Source organism: Nocardioides sp. Root682, assembly GCF_001427795.1.
Classification (GTDB): domain Bacteria; phylum Actinomycetota; class Actinomycetes; order Propionibacteriales; family Nocardioidaceae; genus Nocardioides.
On sequence record NZ_LMHJ01000001.1, the window covers coordinates 127,724 to 152,830 of the forward strand.

Below are 25,107 nucleotides of genomic sequence, written 5' to 3' on the forward strand. Positions count from 1 at the left end.
CGAAATCCCGCCAGTCGCGGAGCATCGCGACTTCCTGTTGCTCGGTGTAACAGATATCACGCAATTTGGTCACGCGTCCTGAGGTGTTCACGTGGAGCCATCCGTGGACCGTGTCGCGGCCGCCTCAAACCAGCCGCGGAGACCAGGAAGGGGACCCGGCCACGGTGTCCGGGCCAGGCGGCAAGGTACGCGGCGAGTGCGGCGTCGTCGAACTCGGTCCCCGTCAGGGCCCAACCGACGTCCTTCGCCACGTGGTAGTCGCCGAACGACACCGCATCCGGGTCGCCGAAGGCCCGCTGGCGCACCTCGGCACTGGTCCACACGCCGATTCCGGGAAGGCTGCGCAGACGCCGCTCAGCCTCCTCGCCGGGAAGGTCCACCATTCGCTCGAGCGCTTCGGCGTGTCGGGCCGCCGTGACCACAGCGCGCGACCGGGCAGGGTCGATGTGGAGCCGCAGCCACTCCCAGGAAGGGATGGTGCGCAGGGTCGCCGCATCGGGTTGGACCATCAACCGGTGGCCGGCACCGGCCCCCGGCGCCGGAGTGCCGTGACGGCGTACCAGTGCCCGGAAGCCGGCGAAGGCCTCCTGTCCGGTGACCTTCTGCTCGATGATCGCCGGGACGACGGCCTCCAGGACCCGCCCGGTCCGCCCCAGTCGCAGGTGCGGGTGGCGGCGGCGCGCGTCCACCAGCACCGGATGTCGCGCCACGAAGCCGGTCCAGTCGTCGAGATCACCCAGCAGTGCGGGCACCTGGGCCAGCGCCCAGGTGCTGCCCTCGCCCCATGCCCGAACCTCGACTCCGCCGTCTGCACGCTGGCTCGAGATCGCCAGGCTGACCGGACCCTCGGGGGTGCGACTCGCTCGCCAGTGCCACCCGTCCACGTCCAGGAGGAGCGTGGGGTCGCCACCGCCGCGACGCTGCTGGCGAAGCAACGCGGCGACCGGGACCGGTCGTGCCGGGTGCCACACACGGACTCCGTCCGGGGAGGTCATCGCAGCACTGTAAGGCCATTCGCGAGTGCCTCGCAGGCGTTGCTGGTCGCGGGATCGGGTGCCCGACGACTACGCTCTCTCACAAAGGTACGAACCTGTTTCGCCACCACCTCACGCTCCCGGAGGGCAGTTGACCATCGACGCGACCCGCAGCCGCCGCGGCCGGCTCGACCAGGAGGCCGTGCTCCAGGCAGCGGAGGCGCTCGTCGATCGCGACGGGTACGACGCCCTCACGATGACCTCGCTCGCAGCCGAGCTCGAGGCGCGTGTCTCCTCGCTCTACAACCACGTGACCAACCTCGAGGACCTGCGGGCCCTCGTCCAGGTGCGGGCGATGCGGATGCTCGGCGAGCACGTGCGCGCTGCGGCCATGGGCCACGCCGGCGCCGACGGGCTGCGCGCCCTCAGCCACGAGCTGCGCGTCTTCGCGCGCACCCATCCGCAGCGCTACGCGGCGCTGACCCGTCCCCCGATCGACCGCGAAGGCTTCTACGCCGCCGCGCTCGAGGCGATCGAGGCGCTCGCCGTGATGGTGCGCTCGGCGGGCCTGCCCGAGGACCGCCTGATCCAGACGGGCATGGCCCTGTTCGCCGCACTGCACGGCTTCGTCTCGCTCGAGGTCGCCGGTTACTTCGGCGACCTGTCCCTCACCAGTGCCTCCGACGTGAGCCTCGACGAGGTCTACGAGCAGGTCATCCAGGGCGCCGTGTCCGCCGCGGTCCTCGAGGCCACTCACTGATCGGACGGCGCTGTGCTGCTGCTCGATCTCGTCGACGTCTCGGCCGCGGTTGCCGCGACCCGGTCCCGCAGGGACAAGACCCGCTTCCTCGCTGACCTGCTGGCCGCCGCCACCCCTGAAGAGCGCCCGCTCGTCGCGCACTACCTGAGCGGGCGCCTGCGCCAGCGTCGTACCGGACTCGGCTGGCGCAGCCTCCAGACGCTGCCCTCCCCCGCCGCCGCGGCGTCGCTGGAGGTGGGCCGGGTCGACGCGGCCTTCGCCGCGATGTCCGAGCTCGGAGGTGCGGGATCGCAGGGCGCCCGGGCCGCCCTGGTGCACGACCTGTTCGCCGCCGCGACCGCGCCCGAGCAGGACTGGCTGAGGGCCGTCGCCGTCGGCGAGGTCCGTCAGGGTGCACTGGAGGCGGTCGTCACGGACGCCATCGCCCTGGCTGCTGGCGTTCCCCTTGCCGCCGTACGACGGGCCGCCATGCTGGCCGGCGGAGCGACGTACATCGTCGACGCGGCCTTCGACGGACCCGAGGCCCTCGCGGCCGTGGGATTGAGCGTCGGCCGACCGGTGCTGCCGATGCTGGCCTCCTCGGCGCCGGACGTCGCTGCGGCCATCGAGAAGGCCGCAGCGACCGGCGCGGCGTTCGGCGTCGACGCGAAGCTCGACGGGATCCGGATCCAGGTGCATCGCGACGGTGACGACGTGCTGGTCGCGACCCGCAGCCTCGACGACATCACCAGCCGGCTGCCGGAGGTCGTCGCGATCGTCAGGGCGCTGCCGGCTCGCAGCCTGGTGCTCGACGGCGAGGCGCTCACGCTGGAACACGACGGCCGCCCGCGCCCGTTCCAGGAGACGGCGTCACGGACAGCCACCCAGGGCGAGGGTGACGGCGACGGCACCGTGGTGGCGCCGTACTTCTTCGACCTGCTGCACCTCGACGGCACCGATCTCCTCGACCAGCCGGCGACCGAACGCTGGGCGGCGCTCGAACAACTCGTGCCCGAGCAACACCGGGTACGCCGGTGGGTCGGCGCCGATCCGGCTGAGGCCCAGGCCTTCGCGGCCGCTGCACTGGCCGAGGGCCACGAGGGCGTCGTCGTCAAGGCCGCCTCGGCGCCGTACGACGCCGGACGACGCGGCGCGGCCTGGATCAAGGTGAAACCGGTCCACACGCTCGACCTCGTGGTGCTCGCGGTCGAGCGCGGCTCCGGGCGGCGCAAGGGCTGGCTCTCCAACATCCACCTCGGTGCGCGCGATTCCTCGCAGCCCGGCGGCTTCGTGATGCTGGGCAAGACGTTCAAGGGAATGACCGACGAGATGCTGCGCTGGCAGACCGAGCGATTCGGCGAGCTCGCCGTCGACGACAACGGCTGGGTGGTCACCGTCCGCCCGGAGCAGGTCGTCGAGATCGCCTTCGACGGCCTGCAGCGATCGACGCGCTACCCCGGCGGTCTGGCGCTCCGCTTCGCTCGCGTCGTCCGCTATCGCGACGACAAGTCGGCCGACGAGGCCGACACGATCGACGACGTCAGGGCCTTCCTCACCTGAGTGCAGCCGGCCCGGTCAGAAGCCGGCGGACGCGCCCGACGAGGAGTAGGAGAACTTCCCGCACGCGGCGACGACCTTCTGCGCGCCGGGGACTTCGTCCTGGTTGAACGCCGGCCCTTCGCCAATGCCCTCGAGGCCCTTCGCCAGCTCTCCTGACGTGATGAAGTCGTTGGCCGCCGCCTGCGCGCTGCTGACCAGTGCACTGAACTCCGCGTTGAACTGCACACGCGCCACCTCGGCGGCGCTCAACGCTCCGGCCGCCGCGTCAACCCTGGCCGCCGTTCCGGCGGTGACGCCGGACGCCGCCATGCCACGCGCCCTCTGCATGGCGCCGGGCACGGACTTGAGGACCTTGGCCGCTGCCGCGATACCGGGCGAGGCCCTCGTCAGCTCGGCGAGCGGCGCCTTGATGCCCCGGTAGCGGTCGGACATCACCTTGTACTCCGCGTCGTCGAAGGCCTGCGACGCCGCCTTCTCCGCCGCCTTGGCCTCATCCATCGCCTTGGTGATCATGGCTTTGATGACGTTGAGGTCACGCGCGTCGTCCAGGGCTGCGATCTTGGCCTTCAACGAGACCTCGAACGCCTCCTTGGCCTTGCGCTTGGCGATCTCCACATGTCCGAGCTCGTGCTGCTTGAGCATCTCGACCTTGGCGGCGTCGTAGTCCGAGGGCAGCTCGACCAGGAACGCGAGCTCGTAGGACAGCTTGAGGACGGACAGGTCGTTTGCCATGTACACGCCGTTGAACTCCCAGTTCGGCGTCGTCCACGCCGCCACGTTGTGACCGCCCTTCTTGATGGCGATCTCGGCCGACTTGGTCATGGCGTACGTCGGTTCCACCGACCTCCCCGTGACCTGGATCGAGTCGGGCTTCTTCTTGTCCTGGTCGCGTTGGACCGTCGGTGTCCCGACGATCCGTTGGACGGCCCTGTTGCCGGCCGTCCGCTGGAGCGCGAGCATCCGCTTCGGCGTCATCGAGGGGTTCGGATCGCCGGCGGCGGCGAGCCCGGAGTGCCCGCGCAGGCCCACCTCGACGTCGGGACCGGGCGTCGCCAACACCTCCGGGACGGTCTCCGGGCCGTGGGCGCGCTCGGGTGCTGCCACCTTGCTGTCCTGTTCGACCCCCATCGGCGGAGCGTACTCCTGACCGGGGATCCGGATCCGGCGCTGAGGTGGCTCAGCGACCATCCAGGCCGACGCGAACGCCGAGTGCGATCACTCCGACGAGCCACAGTGTGGACGCCAGGAACAGGAGAAGCGCGGCGACGACAGCGCCTGCACCTTCTCCGCCCGAGCCCGCCTGAATCAGGCCTCCGGCGGCAGCGGTCACGAGGCCGCCGACGATGAAGGCCACCGGTTCGGGCGCCCCGGACGATCCCGAGGAACCGGACGCCGGGGGCGACGCGGCGGGCACCGACAACGGGCCGGTGTCGCCGGGCTTTCTCGTCCGGACCTTGGCCTTGCAGTCCGGGCAGAAGAGGGCGTAGGAGTCGGTCACCGGATGTCCGTTGTCGCACAGGAGGAGAGACACGCCGACAACATGCCACAAGGACGACACCGTCACACATGTTGCAACACCGAGTTGCACACGCCGTACACTCTGGACATGGCGACCACCGCACCCCCGAGCGACGGCCGACGCAAGGCAGCGGCTGCGCGCCGTCGGGCGCGCGAGGCGGACATCATCGCCGCGACCCGCGAGCTCTTCGACTCCAAAGGAGTTCGCGACGCGCAGATCGAGGAGATCGCGAGTGCGGTCGGAATCAACCGCGCGATCGTCTATCGACACTTCACGGGCAAGGAGGAGCTCTTCTCCCTGACCCTGGTCGGGTATCTCGACGAGCTGCGCGAGGCGATGATTGCTGCCGCAGGCGCAGCCACGACACATCCCGACCGGCTCGCCGCCATCGTCGGCGCCTTCGTTGACTACGGCGTCGCACATCCGGCGTTCGTGGACTGCGCGCAGTCGCTGATGACCCGACCCGCGGGCGAGCTCTTCGACGACCTGTCCGAGAGTGCGCTCCTACGGCTCGGCCGCGGCATGACGTCCTGCCTCACCATCTTCTCCGACGCTCTCGGCGACGGCGCGGAGTCTGGTGACTTCACCCTCACCGAGGACCCGGTCCTGCTGGCCAACACGCTCTACGCCAGCGGCCTGGGCGCCCTGCACCTGGCCCGCCTCGGCATCCTGGTCAGCGAGGTCGCACCGGGGATCCCGCGGATCAAGGAGGTCTCGGCCGCTCAGGTGCGCTCCTACATGGTGACCTCGGCGCTCGCCCTGGTCTCGTCCCATCGCGCAACGGCCTGAGGGAATCCGCGAGCACGTCGCCGACGACAGACGCAACGACCCGCCACGGATGATCCGTGGCGGGTCGTCGTGCGTAGCGGGTGTGAGCTCAGCGCTCCATGATCGCGACGACGCCCTGACCGCCGGCCGCACAGACCGAGATCAGTGCCCGGCCGCCACCGTTGGCCTTGAGCAGCTTCGCGGTGTTGGCGACGATCCGGCCGCCGGTGGCCGAGAACGGGTGGCCGGCCGCCAGCGAGGAACCCTTGACGTTGAGCTTGCTGCGGTCGATCGCACCCAGCGGCGCGTCAAGGCCGAGGCGCTCCTTGCAGAACACCGGGCTCTCCCAGGCAGCAAGGGTCGAGAGGACCTGCGAGGCGAACGCCTCGTGGATCTCGTAGAAGTCGAAGTCCTGCAGGGTCAGGCCGTTGCGCTCGAGCATCCGCGGGACGGCGTACGCCGGAGCCATCAGCAGGCCCTCGGCGCCGTTCACGAAGTCGACAGCAGCCACCTCGGAGTCGACGAAGTACGCGAGCACCTCGAGGCCGTGCTCCTTGGCCCACTCGTCCGAACCGAGCAGTACGGCGGAGGCGCCGTCGGTCAGCGGGGTCGAGTTGGCGGCCGTCATGGTCGCGGCCTCGCCCTTGCCGAAGACCGGCTTGAGGGTCGCGAGCTTCTCCAGCGAGGAGTCGCCGCGCAGGTTGTTGTCGCGTTCGAGCCCACGGAACGGCGTGATCAGGTCGTCCTGCCAGCCTTCGTCGTACGACGCCGCGAGGTTGTGGTGCGAGGTGACGGCCAGGACGTCCTGGTCCTCACGGGCGATCTGCCACTCCAGCGCCGTCAGCGCCTGGTGCTCGCCCATGGAGAGCCGGGTGCGCGGCTCGCCGTTCGACGGGACCGCGAGGCCCACGTCGCCGGGACGGATGGTGGCGAGGATCGCGAGGCGGTCCTTGGCAGTGCGCGCGTTGTTGAGCTTGATCAGCTTCTTGCGCAGCTTCTCCGAGATCGCGATCGGCGCGTCCGACGTGGTGTCGACACCGCCGCCGATGCCCGAGTCGATCTGGCCCAGCTTGATCTTGTTGGCGATGTAGTTGATCGCCTGGAGGCCGGTGCCACACGCCTGCTGGAGGTCGATGGCAGCGGTCTCGGGGGCGAGGCGGGTGCTGAGGACCGACTCGCGCACGAGGTTGAAGTCGCGGCTGTGCTTGAGCACGGCGCCGCCGGCGACCTCGCCGATACGCTCACCCTCGAGGCCGAACCTGGCGACGAGACCGTCGAGCGCGGCGGTCAGCATCTCCTGGTTGGAAGCGGTGGCGTACGCGCCATTGGACCGGGCGAAGGGAATGCGGTTACCGCCGATGACGGCAGCCCGACGAACTGTGTTGGCCATGTTTCCTATCCTCACGCGCAGGGCCCCTCAAGAGAACGATTTGAGTGGCAGATCACGAAATGTGGACTCAGAGTTACACATCTAGTTACATATGTCTCGAGCGGGCTCGGCCCGTGGACCAACCTTCCCGCATTTCCCAACCTCGCAGAAAGCAGAGGCGGCCGCCATGAGCGACAAGTACCAGGGCTTCGTGACCTCCCCGATCGGCAAGCTGCTCGTCAAGAACCTCGGTCTTCCGAACCCGACCGAGCTCGACCGCTACTCCGACGGCGACCCGCTCGTCCAGGGCACCGTTCTCGTGGGAGGCACCGGCCGGCTGGCCGAGTCGCTCCCGGGCCTGCTCGACCTGCTTGGCATCGCGTCGAAGACCACCCAGGCCGACGGGGAGAAGCTGAAGGGCCTCGTCTTCGACGCCACTGGCCTCAAGTCCGCGGCCGACCTGGTCGCGCTGCGCGACTTCTTCACCCCGGTGCTGCGCAGCCTCGAGTCGTGCTCGCGCGTGATCGTCATCGGTACGCCCCCGGAGCAGACCAAGGGCAGCGAGCGCGTCGCCCAGCGTGCTCTCGAGGGCTTCACCCGCAGCCTCGGCAAGGAGATCGGCCGCGGCGGCACGGTCCAGCTGGTCTACGTCGCCGAGGGCGAGGAGGCCGCGATCACCAGCAGCCTCGCGTTCTTCCTCTCCCCCAAGTCCGCCTACGTCTCGGCCCAGGTCGTCCGCGTCGGCGCGCACGGCAAGGCCACGACCACGAGCGTCGAGGACTGGGCCAAGCCGCTGGCCGGCAAGATCGCCCTGGTCACCGGCGCGAGCCGCGGCATCGGCGAGTCCATCGCCCGCGTGCTGCACCGTGATGGCGCGACCATCGTCGGCGTGGACGTGCCGCAGGCGGCCAGCGAGCTGCAGAGCCTGATGAACGAGCTGGACGGCGACTGGCTGACCATCGACATCACGGCCAAGGACGCGCCGCAGCGCATCGCGCACCACCTCAAGGAGAAGCACGGCGGCGTCGACGTCGTCGTCCACAACGCCGGCATCACCCGCGACCGCAAGCTCGCGAACATGTCGCCCAACGAGAAGGGCGACCGCTGGACCTCGGTCATCGGCGTCAACCTGACCGCTCCCGAGCTGATCACCCGTGAGCTGCTCGACCAGAAGATCATCAACAAGGGCGGCTCCATCATCGGCGTCGCCTCGATCGCCGGCATCGCGGGCAACGTGGGCCAGACCAACTACGCGGCCTCGAAGGCCGGAGTCATCGGTCTCGTCGACAGCCTCGCCGACGAGCTCAAGGACGGCATCACCGTCAACGCGGTCGCCCCGGGCTTCATCATCACGGCGATGACCGCCGCCGTCCCGTTCGCGACCCGCGAGGTCGGACAGCGCCTCAACGCCATGTCGCAGGGCGGCCTGCCCGTCGACGTCGCCGAGACCATCGCGTGGTACGCCAACCCCGCCTCGTCCGCCGTCAACGGCAACGTGGTCCGCGTCTGCGGCCAGATGATGCTGGGTGCCTGACCATGCCTGACTTCGCTCTGCCCGTGATGCTCAAGGCCGCACTGCCTGCGGTCCCCGGCGTGAACCAGCTGCCGGGCGTCAAGAAGACCGCGACCGACCTGCCCGACGTCACCCTCGAGCGCAACGACGTCCTGGTCGAGCGCGCGGCGGTGGATCGGTACGCCTCGGTGTGCGGCTTCCCGGTGCGCGACGTCGCCCCGGTCCCGTACCTGCACATGCTGGCGTTCCCGCTGCACATGCAGCTGATGACCGATGCGAAGTTCCCGTTCCCGGCCATCGGCTCGGTGCACCTGGAGAACTCCATCACCCAGCACCGGCCGGTCGCGATCGGCGAGACCGTGTCGCTCTCGCTCGTCGCCGCCAACCTGCGGGCCAGCACCAAGGGCCGTGCGTGGGACATGAACGTCACTGGCGTCGTCGGTGACGAGGTCGTGTGGGAGTCGACGTCGACGTACCTGCGCATCGGCAAGGGCGACAAGGAGAACGGCGACGCGGGCCTGCAGCTGCAGAGCATCTACGCCAAGGGCCCGGTGTGGAGCGTTCCCGACAACATGGGACGCGTCTACGGCGCCGTGTCCGGTGACCGGAACCCGATCCACCTCTACCCGCTGACCGCGAAGGCGCTGGGCTTCCCCCGGCACATCGCACACGGCATGTGGAGCAAGGCCCGCTGCATCGCCGCGCTGGAGAACCGGCTGCCCGACGCGGTCAACGTGTCGGTCGCGTTCAAGAAGCCGATCTTCCTTCCGGGGAAGGTCCAGTTCGGTGCCGAGCGCAACGAGTCCGGCTACGACTTCACGCTGGTGAACCCGAAGTCGGGCGCACCGCACCTGCTGGGTCGTACGACGGCGCTGTGACGCCCCGTCCGCGCCGCGTCAGCGGTGCGGACGGATCAGCCCCTCCTGCGCCACCGTGGCGACGAGGGTTCCGTCCTGGGTGAAGATCCTGCCCAGGGCGAGCCCTCGTCCGCCGCTGGCCGACGGGGACTGCTGGTCGTAGAGCCACCACTCGTCGGCCCGGAACGGCCGGTGGAACCAGATCGTGTGGTCCAGTGAGGCCATCTGCACCTTGTCGGGTCCGTTGTCGGGGTGCGCCGCCAGGGTCGCCCCCAGCAGGGACACGTCGCTGGCGTAGGTGAACGTCGCCAGGTGTTCGATCGGATCGTCAGTCAGTCGACCGTCGACCCGGATCCACACCTGGGTCCGGGACGGATGCATCGGGTCGGGGTCCAGGCCGTACGCGGAGTTGCCGAGCCAGCGGACGTCGAGCGCTGCCCACTCCGTGCTGAGGCCGTCGTCGTTGCCGCGTTCCTTCATCAGGTCCATGAGGTTCAGGCCCTCGTCGGGACCCTTCACCTCCGGCATGACGTCCTGGTGCTCCAGCCCGTCCTCGAGCTTCTGGAAGCTGAGCGACTGGTAGTAGATCGGCCGGCCGTGCTGGCGGGCGAGCACGCGCCGGGTGGCGAACGACTTGCCGTCGCGGATCCGCTCGACGTCGTAGATGATCGGGACGTTGTAGTCGCCGGCCAGCAGGAAGTACGAGTGCAGCGAGTGCACGTGGAAGCCCTCAGGCACCGTGCGGGAGGCCGCGATCAGCGCCTGCGCAGCCACCTGGCCGCCGTACACGCGCTGACGGATCGTCTCGGGCTGGGTCCCACGGAACAGGTCGGTGTCGAGCTGCTCCAGATCCAGCAGGGCCACCAGCTTGCGGGTCGCCTCACCCATCGTGCGCTCGGTCACGCCTGTCCTCCGGTCTCGTCGGGTCGTTCGAGTCCCGCCAGGAACTGCTCGAACTGCTGACCTATCTCTTCGCCGGTCGGCAACGGCTCGTCGCTCGCGAGCAGGCTGCTGCCCTCGTCCTCGGCGCGGGCGAACGTGTCGTACTGCTGCTCGAGGGCGGAGACGACCTCCTGGACCTCGGCATTCGCCGACAGGTAGCGCCCGATCTCCTCCTCACGCTCGTCGGCGAGCTCGCGCAGCGCCGTGAGGTCGATGGTCAGGCGGGCGGCCAGCTCGACCTGCTCCAGCAGGGCGATCGACGCGGGTGGGTACTCCAGCTGGGCGAGGTAGTGCGGCACGTGGGCGACGAAGCCCTGCGCGTCGCGGCTCCACTCGCCGAGACGGACCTCCAGCAACGCCTGGGCGCTGCTCGGCACCCGGAGCTCGCCGCGCCAGGGGCTGGTGCCCTTGAGCAGGTCGGGGTTGTTGGCGTGGTGGGTGATCGCGATCGGACGCGTGTGCGGCACCGCCATCGGGACCGACCCGATCGACACCACCAGGGCGACGTCGAACCGTTCGACGACCTCCAGCACGGCGCGACAGAACGCCTCCCAGCGGATGTCCGGCTCCGAGCCGTGCAGCAGGAGGTACGGCGACCCGCCCGTGTCGTGCAGCAGGCGCACCACCAGGCGCGGCGCTTCGTAGCCCTCGTAGTGGTCGCGCGCGAAGGTCATCGGGGGGCGGCGGGCGCGGTAGTCATGCAGCTGGTCGACGTCGAAGGTCGCGACCACCACTCCCCCGCCCTCCGGCGAGGCCGCACCCGTGCGGACCAGGTGTCGGCAGGCCAGGGCGCCGGCGCTGCCGGCGTCGAGGAAGCCCTCGAGCGCGACCAGCAGGGGCAGGTCGCTCACACCCTCGAGCTCAGGCACCTCGTCGACGATGTGCACCACGCGCGGAGACGGGCCGGTGGGCTGCGCAGGAGTGGTCACGAGACCAGCCTAGTGGCGGGGAATCAGGGTCAGCGGTCGTAGGTCGTGGTCATCAACGCCACACCCCGCTGGGTGAGCTGGCTGGACGTGATGCCCAACACACCCTGGAGAGCTTCGGCCTGGTTCGCACCGTCCTCGAGACGGTCGAGAAGGAGCAGCAGCAGGTCCTCGCCGTACGCGCTGGCGATGTACTCACAGACCCACCACGAGACGGCGTACCACCCCTCGGCGTCGGGCCCCGCGAACTCAGCTTCCCCCGGGAGGTCGACCGCGCCCGCGCCGACGGACAGCGCACTCGCGGGCAGGCGGCGCTTCGCCGGCGGCAGCGGGCGGACGGAGACGTACTCGGCCAGGCCCTCGTTCAGCCACAGGGGCGCTCCGCGGCCGCGAGCACCGAGCAGGGCGTGCGTGAGCTCGTGCCGGACGAGGCGCCCGATGACCTGGGGCGTCTCGTCGAGGACTCGCGGATTGATGAACGTCCGGTACGACGCCACGCCCTTCGCCGGCGTCCGGGCGTCGATCGGCACCGCGATGGTCAGCCCGTCGGCCCGGTCCGGGTCGCCGACCGTCTGGTTCGCCAGCCCGCGCAGGAAGGTCGGGTCCTGGACGGAGTAGACGACGACCCCGTCCGGTCCGCTGGTGTTGTCGTCGCCGATGACGGCACGCACGTCGTCACGGCCACTGCTCACCGCGTCCAGCACGTCCCTGGCCGAGTCCTCGGTGTGGTCGTCGAACACGCCCAGGACGCCCACGCGCTCCTCGACCCGCACCGCACCCAGGTCCCACGGCTGGACGTTGCCCGGATGGTCGGCCTCCCACTGGTAGTCGGAGGTCGAGGAGATCAGCATCTGCTGGCCGTCCTCGGACGGCGTGAACAGGAACCGGTCGCGCGTCCGCACCGGCGCGGCGTCGTACCCCTGCAGCTGCAGGGCGAGCACCACCTCGGCCCAGTAGTCCTCGGTCCCCTCGACCAGGGTGATCGTGTCGGTCAGCACCCGGTAGCGCAGCAGCTCGATCGGCAGCTGCTCGAGGTTGTCGTAGTAGACCTGCTGGTCGGCGACCAGGCCGGTGTCGGCGTGGTCGAGGGTGCCCCGGAACCGTGCGATGTCGTCACGCTGGAGGGCTGCGGCGCGGGCGTTGACCGTGCTCTGCATGAGCTGGCCGACGTCGGCGAAGGCGTCTCCGGTGTACGTCGGCGGGGGCAGGTCGTCCGAGCAGGCGGTGAGGGAGAGCAGGCCCACGCAGGTCAGGAACAGCAGCGACCGCAGGGCGTCGCGCACCGGACCCCGGCGACGCGACGGACTGCGGTCGGGGTCAGCGCTTCCCGTCCACATCGAGCAGCGTCCGACCCTCCACCGCCGGCTCGGCAGTGATGTCGTGCAGCACGTCGAGCGCAATGGTGGAGGCGGTGAGACCGATCCGTTCGAGGATCGCGGCCCGCTTCGCGTGGGTGAGGAACTCCTGCGGGATGCCGTGCAGGCGCACCGGGGTCCGAACGCCGGCGTCATTGAGGGTCTGCAGCAGCACCGAGCCGACACCGCCGACCCGGCCGTTGTCCTCGATGGTCACGACGCGCCGGTGGTTGCGCGCCAGGTCGATCAGGGCGGGATCGACGGGCTTGACCCAGCGCGGATCGACGACGGTCACGCCGATCCCCTGCGCCATCAGGCGCGCGGCGACGTCGACAGCGAGCGTGGCCATCGAGCCGACCGAGACGATCAGCACGTCGCGAGCGCCTTCGCGGACCAGGACGTCACAGCCACCGGCCTTGCCGACGGCCGCGATGTCGTCGGGCGGCGGCCCCTTCGGGAACCGGACGACCGTCGGTGCGTCGGCGACCTCGACGGCCTCGTCGAGCAGCTCACGCATCCGGGTGACGTCGCGCGGTGCAGCCAGCCGGAGGCCCGGCACCACCTGCAGGATCGACATGTCCCACATGCCGTTGTGGCTCGCACCGTCGTCACCGGTCACACCGGAGCGGTCGAGCACGAACGTGACGCCGCACTTGTGCAGCGCCACGTCCATCAGGACCTGGTCGAACGCGCGGTTGAGGAAGGTCGCGTAGACCGCGAACACCGGGTGCAGGCCGCCCATGGCGAGTCCAGCGGCCGAGGTCGCGGCGTGCTGCTCGGCGATGCCGACGTCGAAGAACCGGTCCGGGAACCGGGTCTGGAACTGGTCGAGGCCGACCGGGTGCGTCATCGCGGCGGTGATGGCCACGACGTCGGGACGACGCTCGCCGATCCCGACGATGTGGTCGGCGAAGTGGTCGGTCCAGATCCGGCCCTTGGGCTTCTCGATGCCGGTCTGCACGTCGAACGGGCCGGGCGCATGGAACTGGTCGGCCTCGTGCCGCTCCGCCGGGTCGTAGCCGAAGCCCTTGCGGGTGATGGCGTGCACGATGACAGGCCCACCGAAGCGCTTGGCCTGGCTCAGCGCCTGCTCCATGGCGCCGCGGTCGTGGCCGTCGACGGGGCCGACGTACTTCAGGCCGAGGTCCTCGAACAGGCCCTGCGGAGCCAGCGCGTCCTTGAGGCCCTTCTTGACCGCGTGCAGGGCGTCGTACGCCGCCGGACCGACGCCGGGCACGGCGTTGAGGCGGCGCCGGGCGACGTCGAGGACCTGCTCGTAGCGGGGGTTGGTGCGCAGGCTGGTCAGCGCGGTGGCCAGGCCACCGATGGTCGGCGTGTAGGAACGGCCGTTGTCGTTGACCACGATCACCAGGCGGCTGCCGTGCTGGATGGCGATGTTGTTGAGCGCCTCCCAGGCCATGCCCCCCGTGAGGGCGCCGTCGCCGATCACGGCGACGACGTGGCGGTCCTCGCCACGGATGGCGTAGGCCTTGGCGAGGCCGTCGGCGTAGCTGAGCGCGGTCGACGCGTGGGAGTTCTCCACCAGGTCGTGCTCTGACTCCTCCTGGCTGGGGTAACCGCTGAGACCGCCCTCGCGTCGCAGGGTGTCGAACGTCGCGGCGCGGCCGGTCACGAGCTTGTGCACGTAGGACTGGTGACCGGTGTCGAAGACGACCTTGTCGCGCGGCGAGTCGAAGACGCGGTGGATCGCGAGGGTGAGCTCGACGACGCCGAGATTGGGGCCGAGGTGTCCCGTGTTGGTCGCGACCGTCCGGATGAGGAGGTCGCGGATCTCGGCGGCCAACTGGGTCAGCTCGTCCTCGGAGAGGGTCCGCAGGTCACGCGGGCCGGAGATCTTGTCGAGGACAGCCATGGTGGGAAGTCTAGGCCGTGGTGGTTGTGATTGCGGAAAGGTCGACGCACGCCACGGCGGCCTCGTGCAGGCTGCCCATCCACAACATTCCCTCGTGCTCCCGCACCCCCGTCACCATGTGGTACGACGCCCCGTGGTCGCCCGGACGAAGGTTCACGTCGTGCACGAGACGGCCTCCGTCGTCGTACGCGACGACCCGAACGGTCTGCTTGGGCTTGGGTTGCAGCGCATCAGGCAGCAGGGTGACGAGCTTGCGCAGCCGCATCGGGCTGCGCTGGACGCGCTCGACGAGCGGGTCGACCGGGCTGGCGATCGTGATCCAGATCAGACCGTCGGAGCCGCGCGCGATGTTGTCGGGGTAGCCGGGCAGGTCGCTGCAGAGCAGGTCCTGCTTGCCCTTGTCGGGGCCGCTGATCCAGAACCGGACCACGGTGCGCGCGCCCGTCTCGGCGACGCACACGAAGTCCTCGGCGGCCGAGAGCGCGACGCCGTTGGCGAAGGCGAGACCGGTGACGGCGGTGGTGATCGTGCCGTCCGGGTCGCGCCGGAGCAGCCGGCCGGTACGGGTGTTGCGGACGAAGTCGTGCTTCCACTGGTGGATGCCGAACTGTGTGGACGAGTCGGACCACCACAGGGTGCCGTCGGACGCGATGGCCGCGTTGTTGCAGAACTTCATCGGTACGCCGTCGACGTCGGCCGTGATCGGTTCGATCTCACCCGACGCGGGGTCGACCCACAGCAGCCCGCGGTTCGCGTCGCACACCAGCAGACGCCCGTCAGGCGACCACTCCAGTCCCAGCGGACGTCCGCCGGTGTTGGCCACGCGGTCGATCCGCGCACCGTCCGGGGAGATCCGGAAGATCGCACCGTCCTCGGTGCCGGTGAAGACACAGCCGGCGTCCGGCCCCGAGGTGGCGACGACGACGTCCTCGGCTCCGGGGCCGGGGACAGGGACGACGGTGAAGGCGGGACCGGTCAAGGGAGCAGCTCCTGGTAGAAGTTCGAGTTGAAGAAGTCGGGCAGGACCTGGGCCGCACTCGCGCCGAGCGGCAGGTGCGGGATCCGGTCGGGATCGACGAAGACGATCTGCCGGCCCTCGCCGACGGTGATGTCCGCATCGGTCGCGTGGGTCAGGGCGACGTAGACCCGAACGATGTCCTCGGTGCCGTAGCCCTCGTGGAACACCGTTGTCTCCCGCCACAGCGTCAGTTCGGGCTCGGCCATGCGGATGCCGGTCTCCTCCTCGAGCTCACGGTAGGCCGCCTTGTCGGGGTGCTCCCCCTCGTCGACGTGGCCGCCCACGAAGCCCCACCGTTCCGGGTCGATCACCGGGTGTTCGTCGCGCTCCTGCAGCAGGATCCAGCCACGGGAGTCGACCAGGATGATCGAAGCGAACTGGTGCACGCGCGCCACCGTATCGGGTCAGTTCAGGGCACCAGCACGTAGAACCTCATGAAGTCGTGCTCGATCGGAGCGGTCCGGACCTCCGAGAAGCCCGCAGCCTCGGCGTACGCGCGCATCGTCGAGGGCCGGAACATCGCACCGGTGCCTGCCGAGCCGGGTTCGGCGAGGCCGACGGGCAGGCAGTGGAGGACGCTGCACGCACCGAGGAGCCGCTCGAGGGGTGACCCGTCGGGAGCGAACTCCTCCTCGGCACGCTCGTCCATGACCACCACACGACCGTCGGGTCGCAGCGCGCGCCGTACGGCGGTCAGGGCCTCGATCGGGTGGGCCATGTCGTGCAGGCTCTCGAAGAAGAACGCGACGTCGTAGGCACTGGTGCCGTGGTCTGCATCGGACGCCGCCACCTCGAACCTCGCCCTGTCGGCGAGACCTGCGTCGACCGCGTTCGCGCGGGCATCCATCACCGATGCCTCGTCCAGGTCGACGCCGACGGCGGACAACCCGGCACGCGCCCCGGCGAGTGCGATCGTGGACCACCCGACGCCGCACCCGACATCGAGCGCCCGGGCGCCGTCCCGGCTGAGCAGGGCGTCGACCTCGGGCAGTGCGGGGAGCCAGTCCTGGACCAGCCGTTCGTCGTAGTCCCCCTTGTTGAACAGGCCCTGTCCTTCGCGGACGTCGTCGCCGTAGGCGCCGAACGACATGCCGGTTCCCGCTCGCCACGCCTCCAGCACGTGGGGCAGCGCCGCCCCGCAGCCCCCGGACAACAGCGCGAGCGACCCCCCGGAGAACGGACTGCTCGCATCGGCCAGGACGAGTCGCTGGGGAGCCGACAGCCCGAATGTCCGGGCGTCGGGGTCGGTGGCCGGCTCCACGACCGAGACCAGCCCGGCGATGGCCTGTTGTTCGAGCCACTCCCGGACGTACCGTTCCAGGACACCCGAGCGCTGGGCCACCTCGGCGGCGGTCCCAGGCGCGGCGAGGGCGTCGTACAGGCCGAGCCGGGTGCCCAGCCAGATCGTCGCCATCTCCAGCGTGGCGATCGTGTGCCCGAAGAGGCGCTCGACGAGCTCGCCGGCCTGCTCGGCCACCGCGGCGTCCAGCTCACCGACCTCGGCGGCAGCGTCGACGGCGGTCATGACGCGGAGCCGGCGGTGATGGCACCCGTGATGGCCGCTTCGGCGGCCTCGTCCCAGGATCCGGCGCAGGTGCAGAGGATCCGGCTGATCCGGCCGTCGGTGACCGTGACGAGCGCCGTGCCCACGGAGAGGTACGACGGCGCGCCGGTCGTGCGCCAGGCGTACTCGAGCGCGAAGCCGGTCGGCGTGGGCTGGACGTCCCAGGTCTCGACGGTCCGCCCCGCAGCGTCCTCGGCCAGCAGTGCCGTGACGGCGTCCGGACCCGTCACGCGGACCAGGGCCTGCGGGAACATGCCCTCGAAGAGGACGTCGTCGGTGTACGTCGAGGAGGTGAGCGCGGACTGCTCGACGTCGTGACGGAACGCGTCGGCCAGCTCGGATCGAGCGTCGTGCGCGGTGACGAGATCGAGGTCGATGTAGGTGACGTCCCCGGTGACGAGGGCCGCGAAGCGCGCGGCGATCGCGTCGGTCTCGGGCAGGGCCGAGTTGACCATCGCCGACTCGTAGGAGGTGAACTCGTTGACAGCGACGTAGTGCGTCGGGTCGTTGCGGTCGACGTACACACGATCGCTGAGGAGCGTACGGCGGCCGGCGGTGTCGCGGCGCCACTGGTCGCCGAGCTCGCTGATCTCGGCGATGTGGTCGGTGTGCAGGTCCTCGATCTGGATGAAGCTCATGGCGGACTCCTGAGGGTGTCGGGGTGGAGAGTGCTGTCACCCCGGAGGCGAGAGGTTCCGCCTCACACCGGAAGGCCACCTCACGGCGACCTTCCTCACAGGAGCCAGGTGACCGGCCGCTCGGGTTCGTACCGACAGAAGGTGCCGGTCTGCACGGCGTGGCGCAGGTGCGTCCCGATGGCCGGGTCGGCGGCCTCGAGTCGCCGGATCGCGTCACGGATCCGCCACGTCACGGCGCTGCGGGCGCGCTCGGCGGTGGCGCCGGTGCGGCGGGCACGACCGCCGAGGCCGTAGGCCGCGCTGAGCTCGGCCAGCAGGAACGAGCGCTCCTCCTCGGCATTCGCGCGACGTTGGTCGTCGCCCGCCAGTGCCGCGCGGTCGAGCTCCTCGTCGAGGACGTCCAGTCGTTGCTTGTAGGCGGCGCGCGCCTGTTCGTCGAGGGCCGGACCGGTGTCGCCCTCGATCACGGCCGCGCCCGGCGCACCCGCGAGGTCCAGCGCATGCACCTCGACGCCGGGCCGGCCGAGCAGCACTGCGAGGTCCGCCATCCCCTTGACGTGCCGGACCACTGCGCTCGCCCCTGCGTACGACACCCGCCACACCTCGCCGTCGCGAAGGAAGGATCCTGTCTCGCCCGCGAAGTGGGTGGAGGGCTCCGGTTCCGCCGATGCCCGCGGAGCAATGGACCTGCGGCGCTGCGCTGCTTCGTCGGCCCGGCGCCCGAGCCCCAGCGCGCGGTAGCCGGACTCGGCCTCGCTCAACAGCCGCTCGGCCGTCTCGTCGTCACCGGGCGCCGCCCGCCGCAGGCAGACCTCGGCTCGGTGTCGGCGCAGGTGGACCCCGCTCAGGACCGCCCCTGCCGCGGCCGCGAGCTCCTCGGCGCGGGCGAAGTGGTCGTCAGCCGCGGAGAGGTCACCCATCAGGATGGAGAGGAGCCCGAGGAACCGGTCCACCGGACCGATCGCCCCGGCAGCGATGCCGTCGACGGCGAAGCGTCCGGCCCAGGGGGCCAGTGCCCGATGGAGCACCGTCGCCGCGGGCGCCGGGTCCTGGGCGTCCCAGGCGGCGAGGGCCACCATGGACAGGTTCGAGACGAGCTCGGCGTCATCGCTCAGGCCGGCCACGACCGCGGCGATGCCGGGCAGCGCCGCGGCCCGTACCTCGGGTGGCTGTCCGAGGAACAACGACATGACCTGCGTGCCGTCGGGTGCCGTTTCAGCGAAGGTGTCGACCAGGTCGGCGAACTCGTCGAGGATGTCCTCGGTCCTTCCCTCCTCGATGGCGATCCAGCAGCGCTGCACCGCAGCCAGGATCGCCGCGTTGTGGCTCCCCGCCCGACGCCCCAGCTGCTCCGCCTCGGCGGCGCAGCTGCGCATCGACTCCACGTCCCCGTCGAGGTGGGCGAGGAATCCTCTGAAGAGCGGGACGTACCAGCCGTAGAGGGGCTGGCGGAGCAGAGCTGCGGCGGCCTCGAACGCCGCCATGTCCGCGCGTGCCGCCGTACCGCTGCCCTGCTCGAGCAGGGCGACGATCCGGAGCCGGAGCCCGAGCAGCTCCAGCCCGAGGTCGCCGACCTGTCGCGCACAGGTGATCACCTCGCCGGCGTCGGACTCCCGTCGTTCCGCGTTGGCCGGCCCGGCCATCGTGTCGCAGCGCGCCGCCAGTGCGTGGGCGATGGCACGTGGATCTCCCAGGCGGCGGGCCAGGACGACGGCTTCCTCAGCCAGCGCCGATCGGCGTACCGGGTCGCCAGCGAACGACATCGCGACCGAGAGCCGGGCCATGACGTCGGCACGGGCGATGACGTCCTTGCCGTCGAGCAGCACCAGCGCTTCCTCGAGAAGGTCCATCTGGGTCCGGTCCCACAGCCGCACCTCGAATCCGGACAACCCGGCCGCGAACCCGAGCGCGGCCTCCGCCATGCCGGCACCGTCAGCGCGGGCGCGGGCAAGACCAGCAGCCTCCAGGAAGTCCTCCCGCGCCGCCTCGAGGTTGTCGAACCCGAGGACCGCCGCGCCGCGCTCCAGCAGCACCTGACGGCGCACCTCACTTCCTTTCTCGCTGGCGCCGAGAGCGGCCGTGAGGTGCTCAGCCGCCTCCTCGTAGGCGTGGACCGCCAGCGCGGCAGCCGCGGCGCGACGGCTCATCGCCACGGCGGCTGCGGGATCGGACAACGGGAGCGCCCGATGCAGGTGCTCGGCCACCTCGGCCGCAGCGCTCGGGTCGACCTCCACCCGTTGCGCGACCAACGTGGCGGCGGCAAGGTGGAGCTCCCGGACCCGGCTGCCCGGAACGGACGCGACGACGGCCGCCCGGATGAGCGGATGGGTCAGCTCGACGCGACCGGGTACGTCGCGCGCGAGTCCGGCGGCGACCGCCTCGTCGAGCAGCACCGCCACCGCGGCCGCCGGCTGCGCGGTCATCTGCGCCACCGTCTCGACCGAGCTCGCCGTACCCGCGATGGCCCCCGCCACCAGCAGCTCGTGGCATGCCTGCGACACGCGCCCGAGACGTCGCCTGATGATCGCGGTCGCCGACTCGGGCACCGCCGAACCGATGACGTCTGTTCCCCTGTCGGCAGCCAGCCTCGCCAGCTCACCGACGAAGAGCGGGTTGCCTCCCGTGCGTTCGTGCAGCAACCGGGCATCCACGTCGCTGAGCTCACCCCCGGTCTCCGCCGCGACCAGCTGGCCGACAGCCGTCGGGTCCAGCCCGTGCAGCACCACCCGGTCGGAACGAGAAGCCAGCTCGTCCGCGAGGCCGGCCACGGTCTCGTCCATCACCGACTCGTGGTCCCGCCAGGCCGCGACGACGAGGACAGGTCTCCTGGCCAGCGAGCGTTCCACGAAGCGAAGCAGCCGCAGCGACCCGGCGTCGGTCCAGTGCAGGTCGTCCAGCACCACCAGCAACGGGCCTTCGCCGGACAGCGTCTCGAGCACCCCGGCGAAGGAGTCGAACAGCGCGAACCGGTTCATGCCGGGCGCAGTGGAGTCCGCGCCACGGTCCGCGGGAGACCCCGGCAGCAGGGCCAGCGCTTCCTGCGACCGCTGACCCCACACCTGCACCAGGGCGGCGGGCTCTGCGCCGGCCGCCGCGTCGCGCAGGACCTGCGCCCAGAGCCAGAGCGGTGGCGTTCCGGGGTCGTCCCAGGCCGCGCCATGGAGCACCCGGAACCCGCGTGCGACAGCGAGCCGGCACGCCTCGCTGAGGAGGGTGGTCTTGCCGATCCCCGCTTCGCCGCTGACCCACACCAGGCCGCCCGCGCCCTGTGCGGCCCGGGCGAGCCTCTCCGAGAGGCGCGCACACACGGCGTCACGGCCCAGGAGCAGCGGCTCCGCCGCGGTCGCCATGGCAGCAGGCTACTCAGGACCGCGCCGTGAGGCACCCGTTCCCGAACGGGATCCTCTGCTTCAGGCCGCTGTGCCGCCGATGCCCGCGAGGTCGTCGGGGTCCACACCGCCGTGGCACGAGGCGAACGGCTCGGGCGCGGTGTCGCCGGCGGCGTACTTCATGACGAAGAGGCGGATCCGGGGATCCTCCGGTCCGATGAGGTCGAGCTGGCGCCCCCACACCGTGATCACGACCGGCGCCTCCTGGCCGGGGTACGGCGACAGGATCCCGTTGTCGGGCAGCTCGTCGCGCAGGCGCTGGACGCCGTCCGCGTCGACCCGGTCCGGTCGATAGGTGATCCACGTGGTGCCGTGCTCGAGGTCGTGCACGACGTTGACCTCGGGCACCGGTTCGTCGTACACGCCGCACTCGAGCCAGTACGGCGCGTGGTCGCCGCCGACCGACGGCGACTGCGGATACTCGATCGATTCCCCCGGCGCCAGGTGCTGGTTGGTCAGGCCATCGAACTCCTGCACGGCCGCCAGGTTGCTCGTGTCGACCCTGGCACCCGTGGGGTCGTCATCGCGACCAGCCGACGAATCGGCGTCGTCCCGGGTGAGCAGGACCGGAACCAGCACAGCCACCGCCAGCAGTACCACTGCCGCCACCACAGCGATCACGACGGGCAGCACCCGTGACCTGCGGGGCGGCGGCCCGAACGCCGGCGGCCCGAACGGCGGCGGCCCGTAGGCGGACTGGTGCGGTGCCGGTGGCCAGCTCGGTGGGGGTGCGTACGGCGGCGGCGCGGGCTGGGTGGGCGGCGTCCAGCCCGGCGGCCCACCCGGTGGCGGCTGGGTCACTGCTCGAGCGCTCTCTCGACCCGCTCCACCTTGGCGGTCAGCTCACCGGTGAAGCCGGGCCGGATGTCGGCCTTGAGGACCAGTCCGACCCGCGGGGAGACGGCGGCCACGACGTCGACGGCCTTCTTCACGACGGCCATCACCTCGTCCCACTCACCCTCGATGTTCGTGAACATCGCGTTCGTCTCGTTGGGCAGCCCGGACTCCCGGACCACGCGGACAGCGGCGGCGACGGCCTCGGAGACGCTGCCGGTGTCATCGGCGGTCGTGGGACTGATGCTGAAGGCGACGAGCATGCGCCAACGGTATCCAGCACGTCCCCGAACGCCGACGGCCCGCCCCTCACGAGGAGGAGCGGGCCGGGGTCTCGAGACGGTTGCTGCGCAACCTCCTCGACCAGCGTGAAGACGGTTGCTGCGCAACCTCCTCGACCAGCGAGAAGGTCAGGCCTTCAGCAGGTTGCGCAGGACGTACTGCATGATCCCGCCGTTGCGGTAGTAGTTCGCCTCACCGGGGGTGTCGATGCGGACGACCGCGTCGAACTCCACACCGGTGTCGGTGCTGACCTTGACGGTGCGCGGCGTGGTGCCCTCGTTGAGCTCGGTGATGCCTTCGAAGGCGAAGGTCTCCTCGCCCGTGAGGCCCAGCGACGCGGCACTCTGGCCCGCCGGGAACTGCAGCGGGATGACGCCCATGCCGATCAGGTTCGAGCGGTGGATCCGCTCGTACGACTCGGCGATGACGGCCTTGACGCCCAGCAGCGAGGTGCCCTTGGCCGCCCAGTCACGCGACGAACCCGAGCCGTACTCCTTGCCGGCCAGCACCACGAGCGGGATGCCCGCAGCCTGGTAGTTCACCGACGCGTCGTAGATCGTCGTGACCGGGCCGTCGGCGACGGTGAAGTCGCGGGTGAAGCCACCCTCGGTGCCGGGCGCGATCTGGTTGCGCAGGCGGATGTTGGCGAACGTGCCGCGGATCATGACCTCGTGGTTGCCACGGCGCGAGCCGTAGGAGTTGAAGTCGCGCTGCTCGACGCCGTTCTCGGCAAGGTACGAACCCGCCGGGCTGTCCTTCTTGATGGCGCCGGCCGGGCTGATGTGGTCGGTCGTGACCGAGTCGGCGAGCTTGAGCAGCACGCGGGCACCGGAGATGTCGGTGACCGGCGTCGGCACGTCGGGCATGCCGTCGAAGTACGGCGCCTTGCGCACGTACGTCGAGTTCGGGTCCCAGTCGAAGATGTTGCCCTCGGGCGTGGGCAGCGAGCGCCACCGCTCGTCACCGGCGAACACGTCGGCGTACGAGTCGTCGAACATCTCGGTGTTGATCGCACTGGCGATGGTCTCCTCGACCTCGGCCGGCGACGGCCAGATGTCCCTGAGGTAGACCGGGTTGCCGTCGGTGTCGGTGCCGAGCGCGTCGTTGAACAGGTCGACGTCCATCGACCCGGCCAGTGCGTACGCGACCACCAGCGGCGGCGACGCCAGGTAGTTCATCTTGATGTCGGGGCTGATCCGGCCCTCGAAGTTCCGGTTGCCCGAGAGCACCGAGACCACGGCGAGGTCGTTGTCGTTGATCGCCTGCGACACCTCGGGGATGAGCGGGCCCGAGTTGCCGATGCAGGTGACGCAGCCGTAGCCGACGAGGTTGAACCCGAGCTTGTCGAGGTACGGCGTCAGGCCGGCCTTGTCGTAGTAGTCCGACACGACCTTCGAGCCGGGGGCGAGCGTGGTCTTGACCCACGGCTTGCGGGTCAGGCCCTTCTCGACCGCCTTCTTGGCGAGCAGGGCCGCACCGATCATCACCGACGGGTTGGACGTGTTGGTGCAGGAGGTGATCGAGGCGATCGTGACCGCGCCGTGGTCGAGCGTGAAGCTCTGGCCGTCGGCGAGGGTGACCTCGACCGGCGTCGACGGACGACCCGCGGTCGTGGCCGGGGCGTCGGATGCCGGGAACGACTCCTTGCCGGCTTCGTCGGCGTCACCGTTGCTGACGTAGTCCAGCACCGACTCACGCCACGACGCCTTGGCGTCGGCGAGCAGGACGCGGTCCTGCGGACGCTTCGGGCCGGCGATCGACGGGACGACCGTCGCGAGGTCGAGCTCGAGCTTCTCGGAGAAGCGGGGCTCGGCCGACGGGTCGTGCCAGAGGCCCTGCGCCTTGGAGTAGGCCTCGACCAGGGCGAGCTGCTCCTCCGAGCGACCGGTGAGCTTGAGGTACTTGATCGTCTCTTCGTCGATCGGGAAGACAGCGATCGTGGAGCCGAACTCGGGGCTCATGTTGCCGATCGTGGCGCGGTTGGCCAGCGGCAGCACCGACACGCCGGGGCCGTAGAACTCGACGAACTTGCCGACCACTCCGTGCTTGCGGACCATCTCGGTGATGGTCAGCACCAGGTCGGTGGCGGTCGTGCCCTCGGGCAGGTCGCCACTGAGCTTGAAGCCGACCACGCGCGGAATGAGCATGGAGACCGGCTGGCCGAGCATCGCGGCCTCGGCCTCGATGCCACCGACACCCCAGCCGACGACACCGATGCCGTTGACCATGGTGGTGTGCGAGTCGGTGCCGACGCAGGTGTCGGGGTAGGCCTGGAGGACGCCGCCGACCTCACGGGTGAAGATGGTGCGCGCCAGGTGCTCGATGTTGACCTGGTGGACGATGCCGGTGCCCGGGGGGACGACCTTGAAGTCGTCGAAGGCACCCTGGCCCCAACGGAGGAACTGGTAGCGCTCGCGGTTGCGCTCGTACTCGATCTCGACGTTGCGCTCGAACGACTCGGGAGTACCGAAGACGTCGGCCATCACGGAGTGGTCGATGACCATCTCGGCGGGCGCGAGCGGGTTGATCTTGCTGGCGTCGCCGCCGAGGTCGGCCATCGCCTCGCGCATGGTGGCGAGGTCGACGATGCAGGGCACGCCGGTGAAGTCCTGCATGATCACGCGCGCCGGCGTGAACTGGATCTCCTTGTCGGGCTGGGCATTCGCGTCCCACCCGGCCAGGGCCTTGATGTCCTCAGCGGTGATGTCCGCACCGTCCTCGGTGCGCAGGAGGTTCTCCAGCAGGACCTTCAGCGAGAACGGCAGGCTGGACACGTCCAGGCCCTCTCCGGTCACCGCATCGAGACGGAAGATCTCGTAGGACTTGCCGTCCACATCCAAATTGCTCTTGGCGCCGAAGCTGTCCTTGCTGGGCATCCGGGTCTCCGTCCTCATCGACTTCGCGGTGTGGGGTACGTCTTCCCTGCATCCTGCCGCCGCCATGCGGGGCGCGGATAGTGAGGTTGACCTAACTTCCCACGGACATCG

At 70.3% G+C, this 25,107-nt stretch carries 21 protein-coding genes; 5 read left to right on the forward strand and 16 right to left on the reverse strand.

Features of this window, described 5'->3' with window-relative positions:
- Nucleotides 1–56: 56 nt before the first annotated feature.
- Nucleotides 57–995, reverse strand: coding sequence for a DNA-3-methyladenine glycosylase family protein (locus ASD84_RS00680; RefSeq protein WP_056705630.1), 939 nt, complete (start codon nt 993–995; stop codon nt 57–59).
- Between the two features lie 130 nt (nt 996–1,125).
- Here ASD84_RS00680 and ASD84_RS00685 point away from each other — a divergent pair, with 130 nt between their 5' ends.
- Both ASD84_RS00685 and ASD84_RS00690 read left to right on the forward strand, forming a co-directional pair.
- On the forward strand, nt 1,126–1,734 hold the full coding sequence (locus ASD84_RS00685; protein WP_056705632.1) for a TetR/AcrR family transcriptional regulator: 609 nt from the start codon (nt 1,126–1,128) through the stop codon (nt 1,732–1,734).
- A gap of 12 nt (nt 1,735–1,746) precedes the next feature.
- Nucleotides 1,747–3,273, forward strand: a complete 1,527-nt coding sequence (locus ASD84_RS00690) for an ATP-dependent DNA ligase (protein ID WP_056705635.1) — start codon at nt 1,747–1,749, stop codon at nt 3,271–3,273.
- A 15-nt stretch (nt 3,274–3,288) separates the two neighbouring features.
- On the opposite strand, the gene ASD84_RS00695 is transcribed toward ASD84_RS00690, so the two are convergent.
- Together ASD84_RS00695 and ASD84_RS00700 are read right to left on the reverse strand one after the other, a co-directional pair.
- Entirely contained in the window at nt 3,289–4,401 is a 1,113-nt protein-coding gene (locus ASD84_RS00695) for a DUF922 domain-containing protein (RefSeq protein ID WP_056705638.1), read from the reverse strand.
- Nucleotides 4,402–4,450: 49 nt separating this feature from the next.
- A complete protein-coding gene (locus ASD84_RS00700) occupies nt 4,451–4,804 on the reverse strand; it encodes a hypothetical protein (RefSeq protein ID WP_056914018.1) in 354 nt (117 codons plus the stop codon).
- Nucleotides 4,805–4,879: 75 nt separating this feature from the next.
- On the opposite strand from ASD84_RS00700, the gene ASD84_RS00705 reads away from it, so the two are divergent.
- Nucleotides 4,880–5,581 (forward strand): TetR/AcrR family transcriptional regulator, encoded by a 702-nt coding sequence (locus ASD84_RS00705; RefSeq protein ID WP_056705644.1) that lies wholly within the window; start codon nt 4,880–4,882, stop codon nt 5,579–5,581.
- 88 nt (nt 5,582–5,669) lie between these two features.
- Here ASD84_RS00705 and ASD84_RS00710 read toward each other — a convergent pair whose 3' ends face one another.
- The gene (locus ASD84_RS00710; RefSeq protein ID WP_056705647.1) at nt 5,670–6,950 is read right to left on the reverse strand and encodes an acetyl-CoA C-acetyltransferase; all 1,281 of its coding nucleotides are present in this window, start codon (nt 6,948–6,950) and stop codon (nt 5,670–5,672) included.
- A 166-nt stretch (nt 6,951–7,116) separates the two neighbouring features.
- On the opposite strand from ASD84_RS00710, the gene ASD84_RS00715 reads away from it, so the two are divergent.
- Both ASD84_RS00715 and ASD84_RS00720 read left to right on the forward strand, forming a co-directional pair.
- Nucleotides 7,117–8,463, forward strand: coding sequence for a 3-oxoacyl-ACP reductase (locus tag ASD84_RS00715; RefSeq protein ID WP_056705650.1), 1,347 nt, complete (start codon nt 7,117–7,119; stop codon nt 8,461–8,463).
- Nucleotides 8,464–8,465: 2 nt separating this feature from the next.
- Nucleotides 8,466–9,320, forward strand: a complete 855-nt coding sequence (locus ASD84_RS00720; RefSeq protein WP_056705653.1) for a MaoC family dehydratase — start codon at nt 8,466–8,468, stop codon at nt 9,318–9,320.
- Nucleotides 9,321–9,338: 18 nt separating this feature from the next.
- On the opposite strand, the gene ASD84_RS00725 is transcribed toward ASD84_RS00720, so the two are convergent.
- The 12 genes from ASD84_RS00725 to acnA form a co-directional block, all read right to left on the reverse strand.
- Nucleotides 9,339–10,187, reverse strand: coding sequence for an acyl-CoA thioesterase (locus tag ASD84_RS00725; RefSeq protein ID WP_056710469.1), 849 nt, complete (start codon nt 10,185–10,187; stop codon nt 9,339–9,341).
- An 11-nt stretch (nt 10,188–10,198) separates the two neighbouring features.
- Complete coding sequence (locus ASD84_RS00730; RefSeq protein WP_056705656.1) at nt 10,199–11,170, reverse strand: proteasome assembly chaperone family protein; 972 nt, start codon at nt 11,168–11,170, stop codon at nt 10,199–10,201.
- A gap of 29 nt (nt 11,171–11,199) precedes the next feature.
- Nucleotides 11,200–12,504 carry a hypothetical protein gene (locus tag ASD84_RS00735; RefSeq protein ID WP_056705659.1) on the reverse strand — a complete coding sequence of 435 codons (1,305 nt, stop codon included), beginning with the start codon at nt 12,502–12,504 and terminating at the stop codon, nt 11,200–11,202.
- Nucleotides 12,485–14,395 carry a 1-deoxy-D-xylulose-5-phosphate synthase gene (gene dxs, locus ASD84_RS00740; RefSeq protein WP_056705663.1) on the reverse strand — a complete coding sequence of 637 codons (1,911 nt, stop codon included), beginning with the start codon at nt 14,393–14,395 and terminating at the stop codon, nt 12,485–12,487. The genes ASD84_RS00735 and dxs overlap by 20 nt, the downstream gene beginning before the upstream one ends.
- A 10-nt stretch (nt 14,396–14,405) precedes the next feature.
- A complete protein-coding gene (locus ASD84_RS00745; protein ID WP_056705667.1) occupies nt 14,406–15,374 on the reverse strand; it encodes an SMP-30/gluconolactonase/LRE family protein in 969 nt (322 codons plus the stop codon).
- Nucleotides 15,371–15,799, reverse strand: coding sequence for an NUDIX domain-containing protein (locus tag ASD84_RS00750; protein WP_056710471.1), 429 nt, complete (start codon nt 15,797–15,799; stop codon nt 15,371–15,373). The genes ASD84_RS00745 and ASD84_RS00750 overlap by 4 nt, the downstream gene beginning before the upstream one ends.
- 23 nt (nt 15,800–15,822) lie before the next feature.
- Nucleotides 15,823–16,938 carry a methyltransferase domain-containing protein gene (locus tag ASD84_RS00755; RefSeq protein ID WP_056705670.1) on the reverse strand — a complete coding sequence of 372 codons (1,116 nt, stop codon included), beginning with the start codon at nt 16,936–16,938 and terminating at the stop codon, nt 15,823–15,825.
- Entirely contained in the window at nt 16,935–17,615 is a 681-nt protein-coding gene (locus ASD84_RS00760) for a hypothetical protein (protein ID WP_056705675.1), read from the reverse strand. Before ASD84_RS00760 ends, ASD84_RS00755 begins: the two co-directional genes overlap by 4 nt.
- Before the next feature lie 95 nt (nt 17,616–17,710).
- The gene (locus tag ASD84_RS00765; RefSeq protein WP_056705678.1) at nt 17,711–20,965 is read right to left on the reverse strand and encodes an AAA family ATPase; all 3,255 of its coding nucleotides are present in this window, start codon (nt 20,963–20,965) and stop codon (nt 17,711–17,713) included.
- Between the two features lie 60 nt (nt 20,966–21,025).
- Nucleotides 21,026–21,805 carry a DUF3105 domain-containing protein gene (locus tag ASD84_RS00770; RefSeq protein WP_082573077.1) on the reverse strand — a complete coding sequence of 260 codons (780 nt, stop codon included), beginning with the start codon at nt 21,803–21,805 and terminating at the stop codon, nt 21,026–21,028.
- Nucleotides 21,802–22,101, reverse strand: coding sequence for an MTH1187 family thiamine-binding protein (locus ASD84_RS00775; protein ID WP_056705684.1), 300 nt, complete (start codon nt 22,099–22,101; stop codon nt 21,802–21,804). The genes ASD84_RS00770 and ASD84_RS00775 overlap by 4 nt, the downstream gene beginning before the upstream one ends.
- Before the next feature lie 147 nt (nt 22,102–22,248).
- A complete protein-coding gene (gene acnA / locus ASD84_RS00780; protein ID WP_056710473.1) occupies nt 22,249–24,996 on the reverse strand; it encodes an aconitate hydratase AcnA in 2,748 nt (915 codons plus the stop codon).
- Nucleotides 24,997–25,107: the final 111 nt, after the last annotated feature.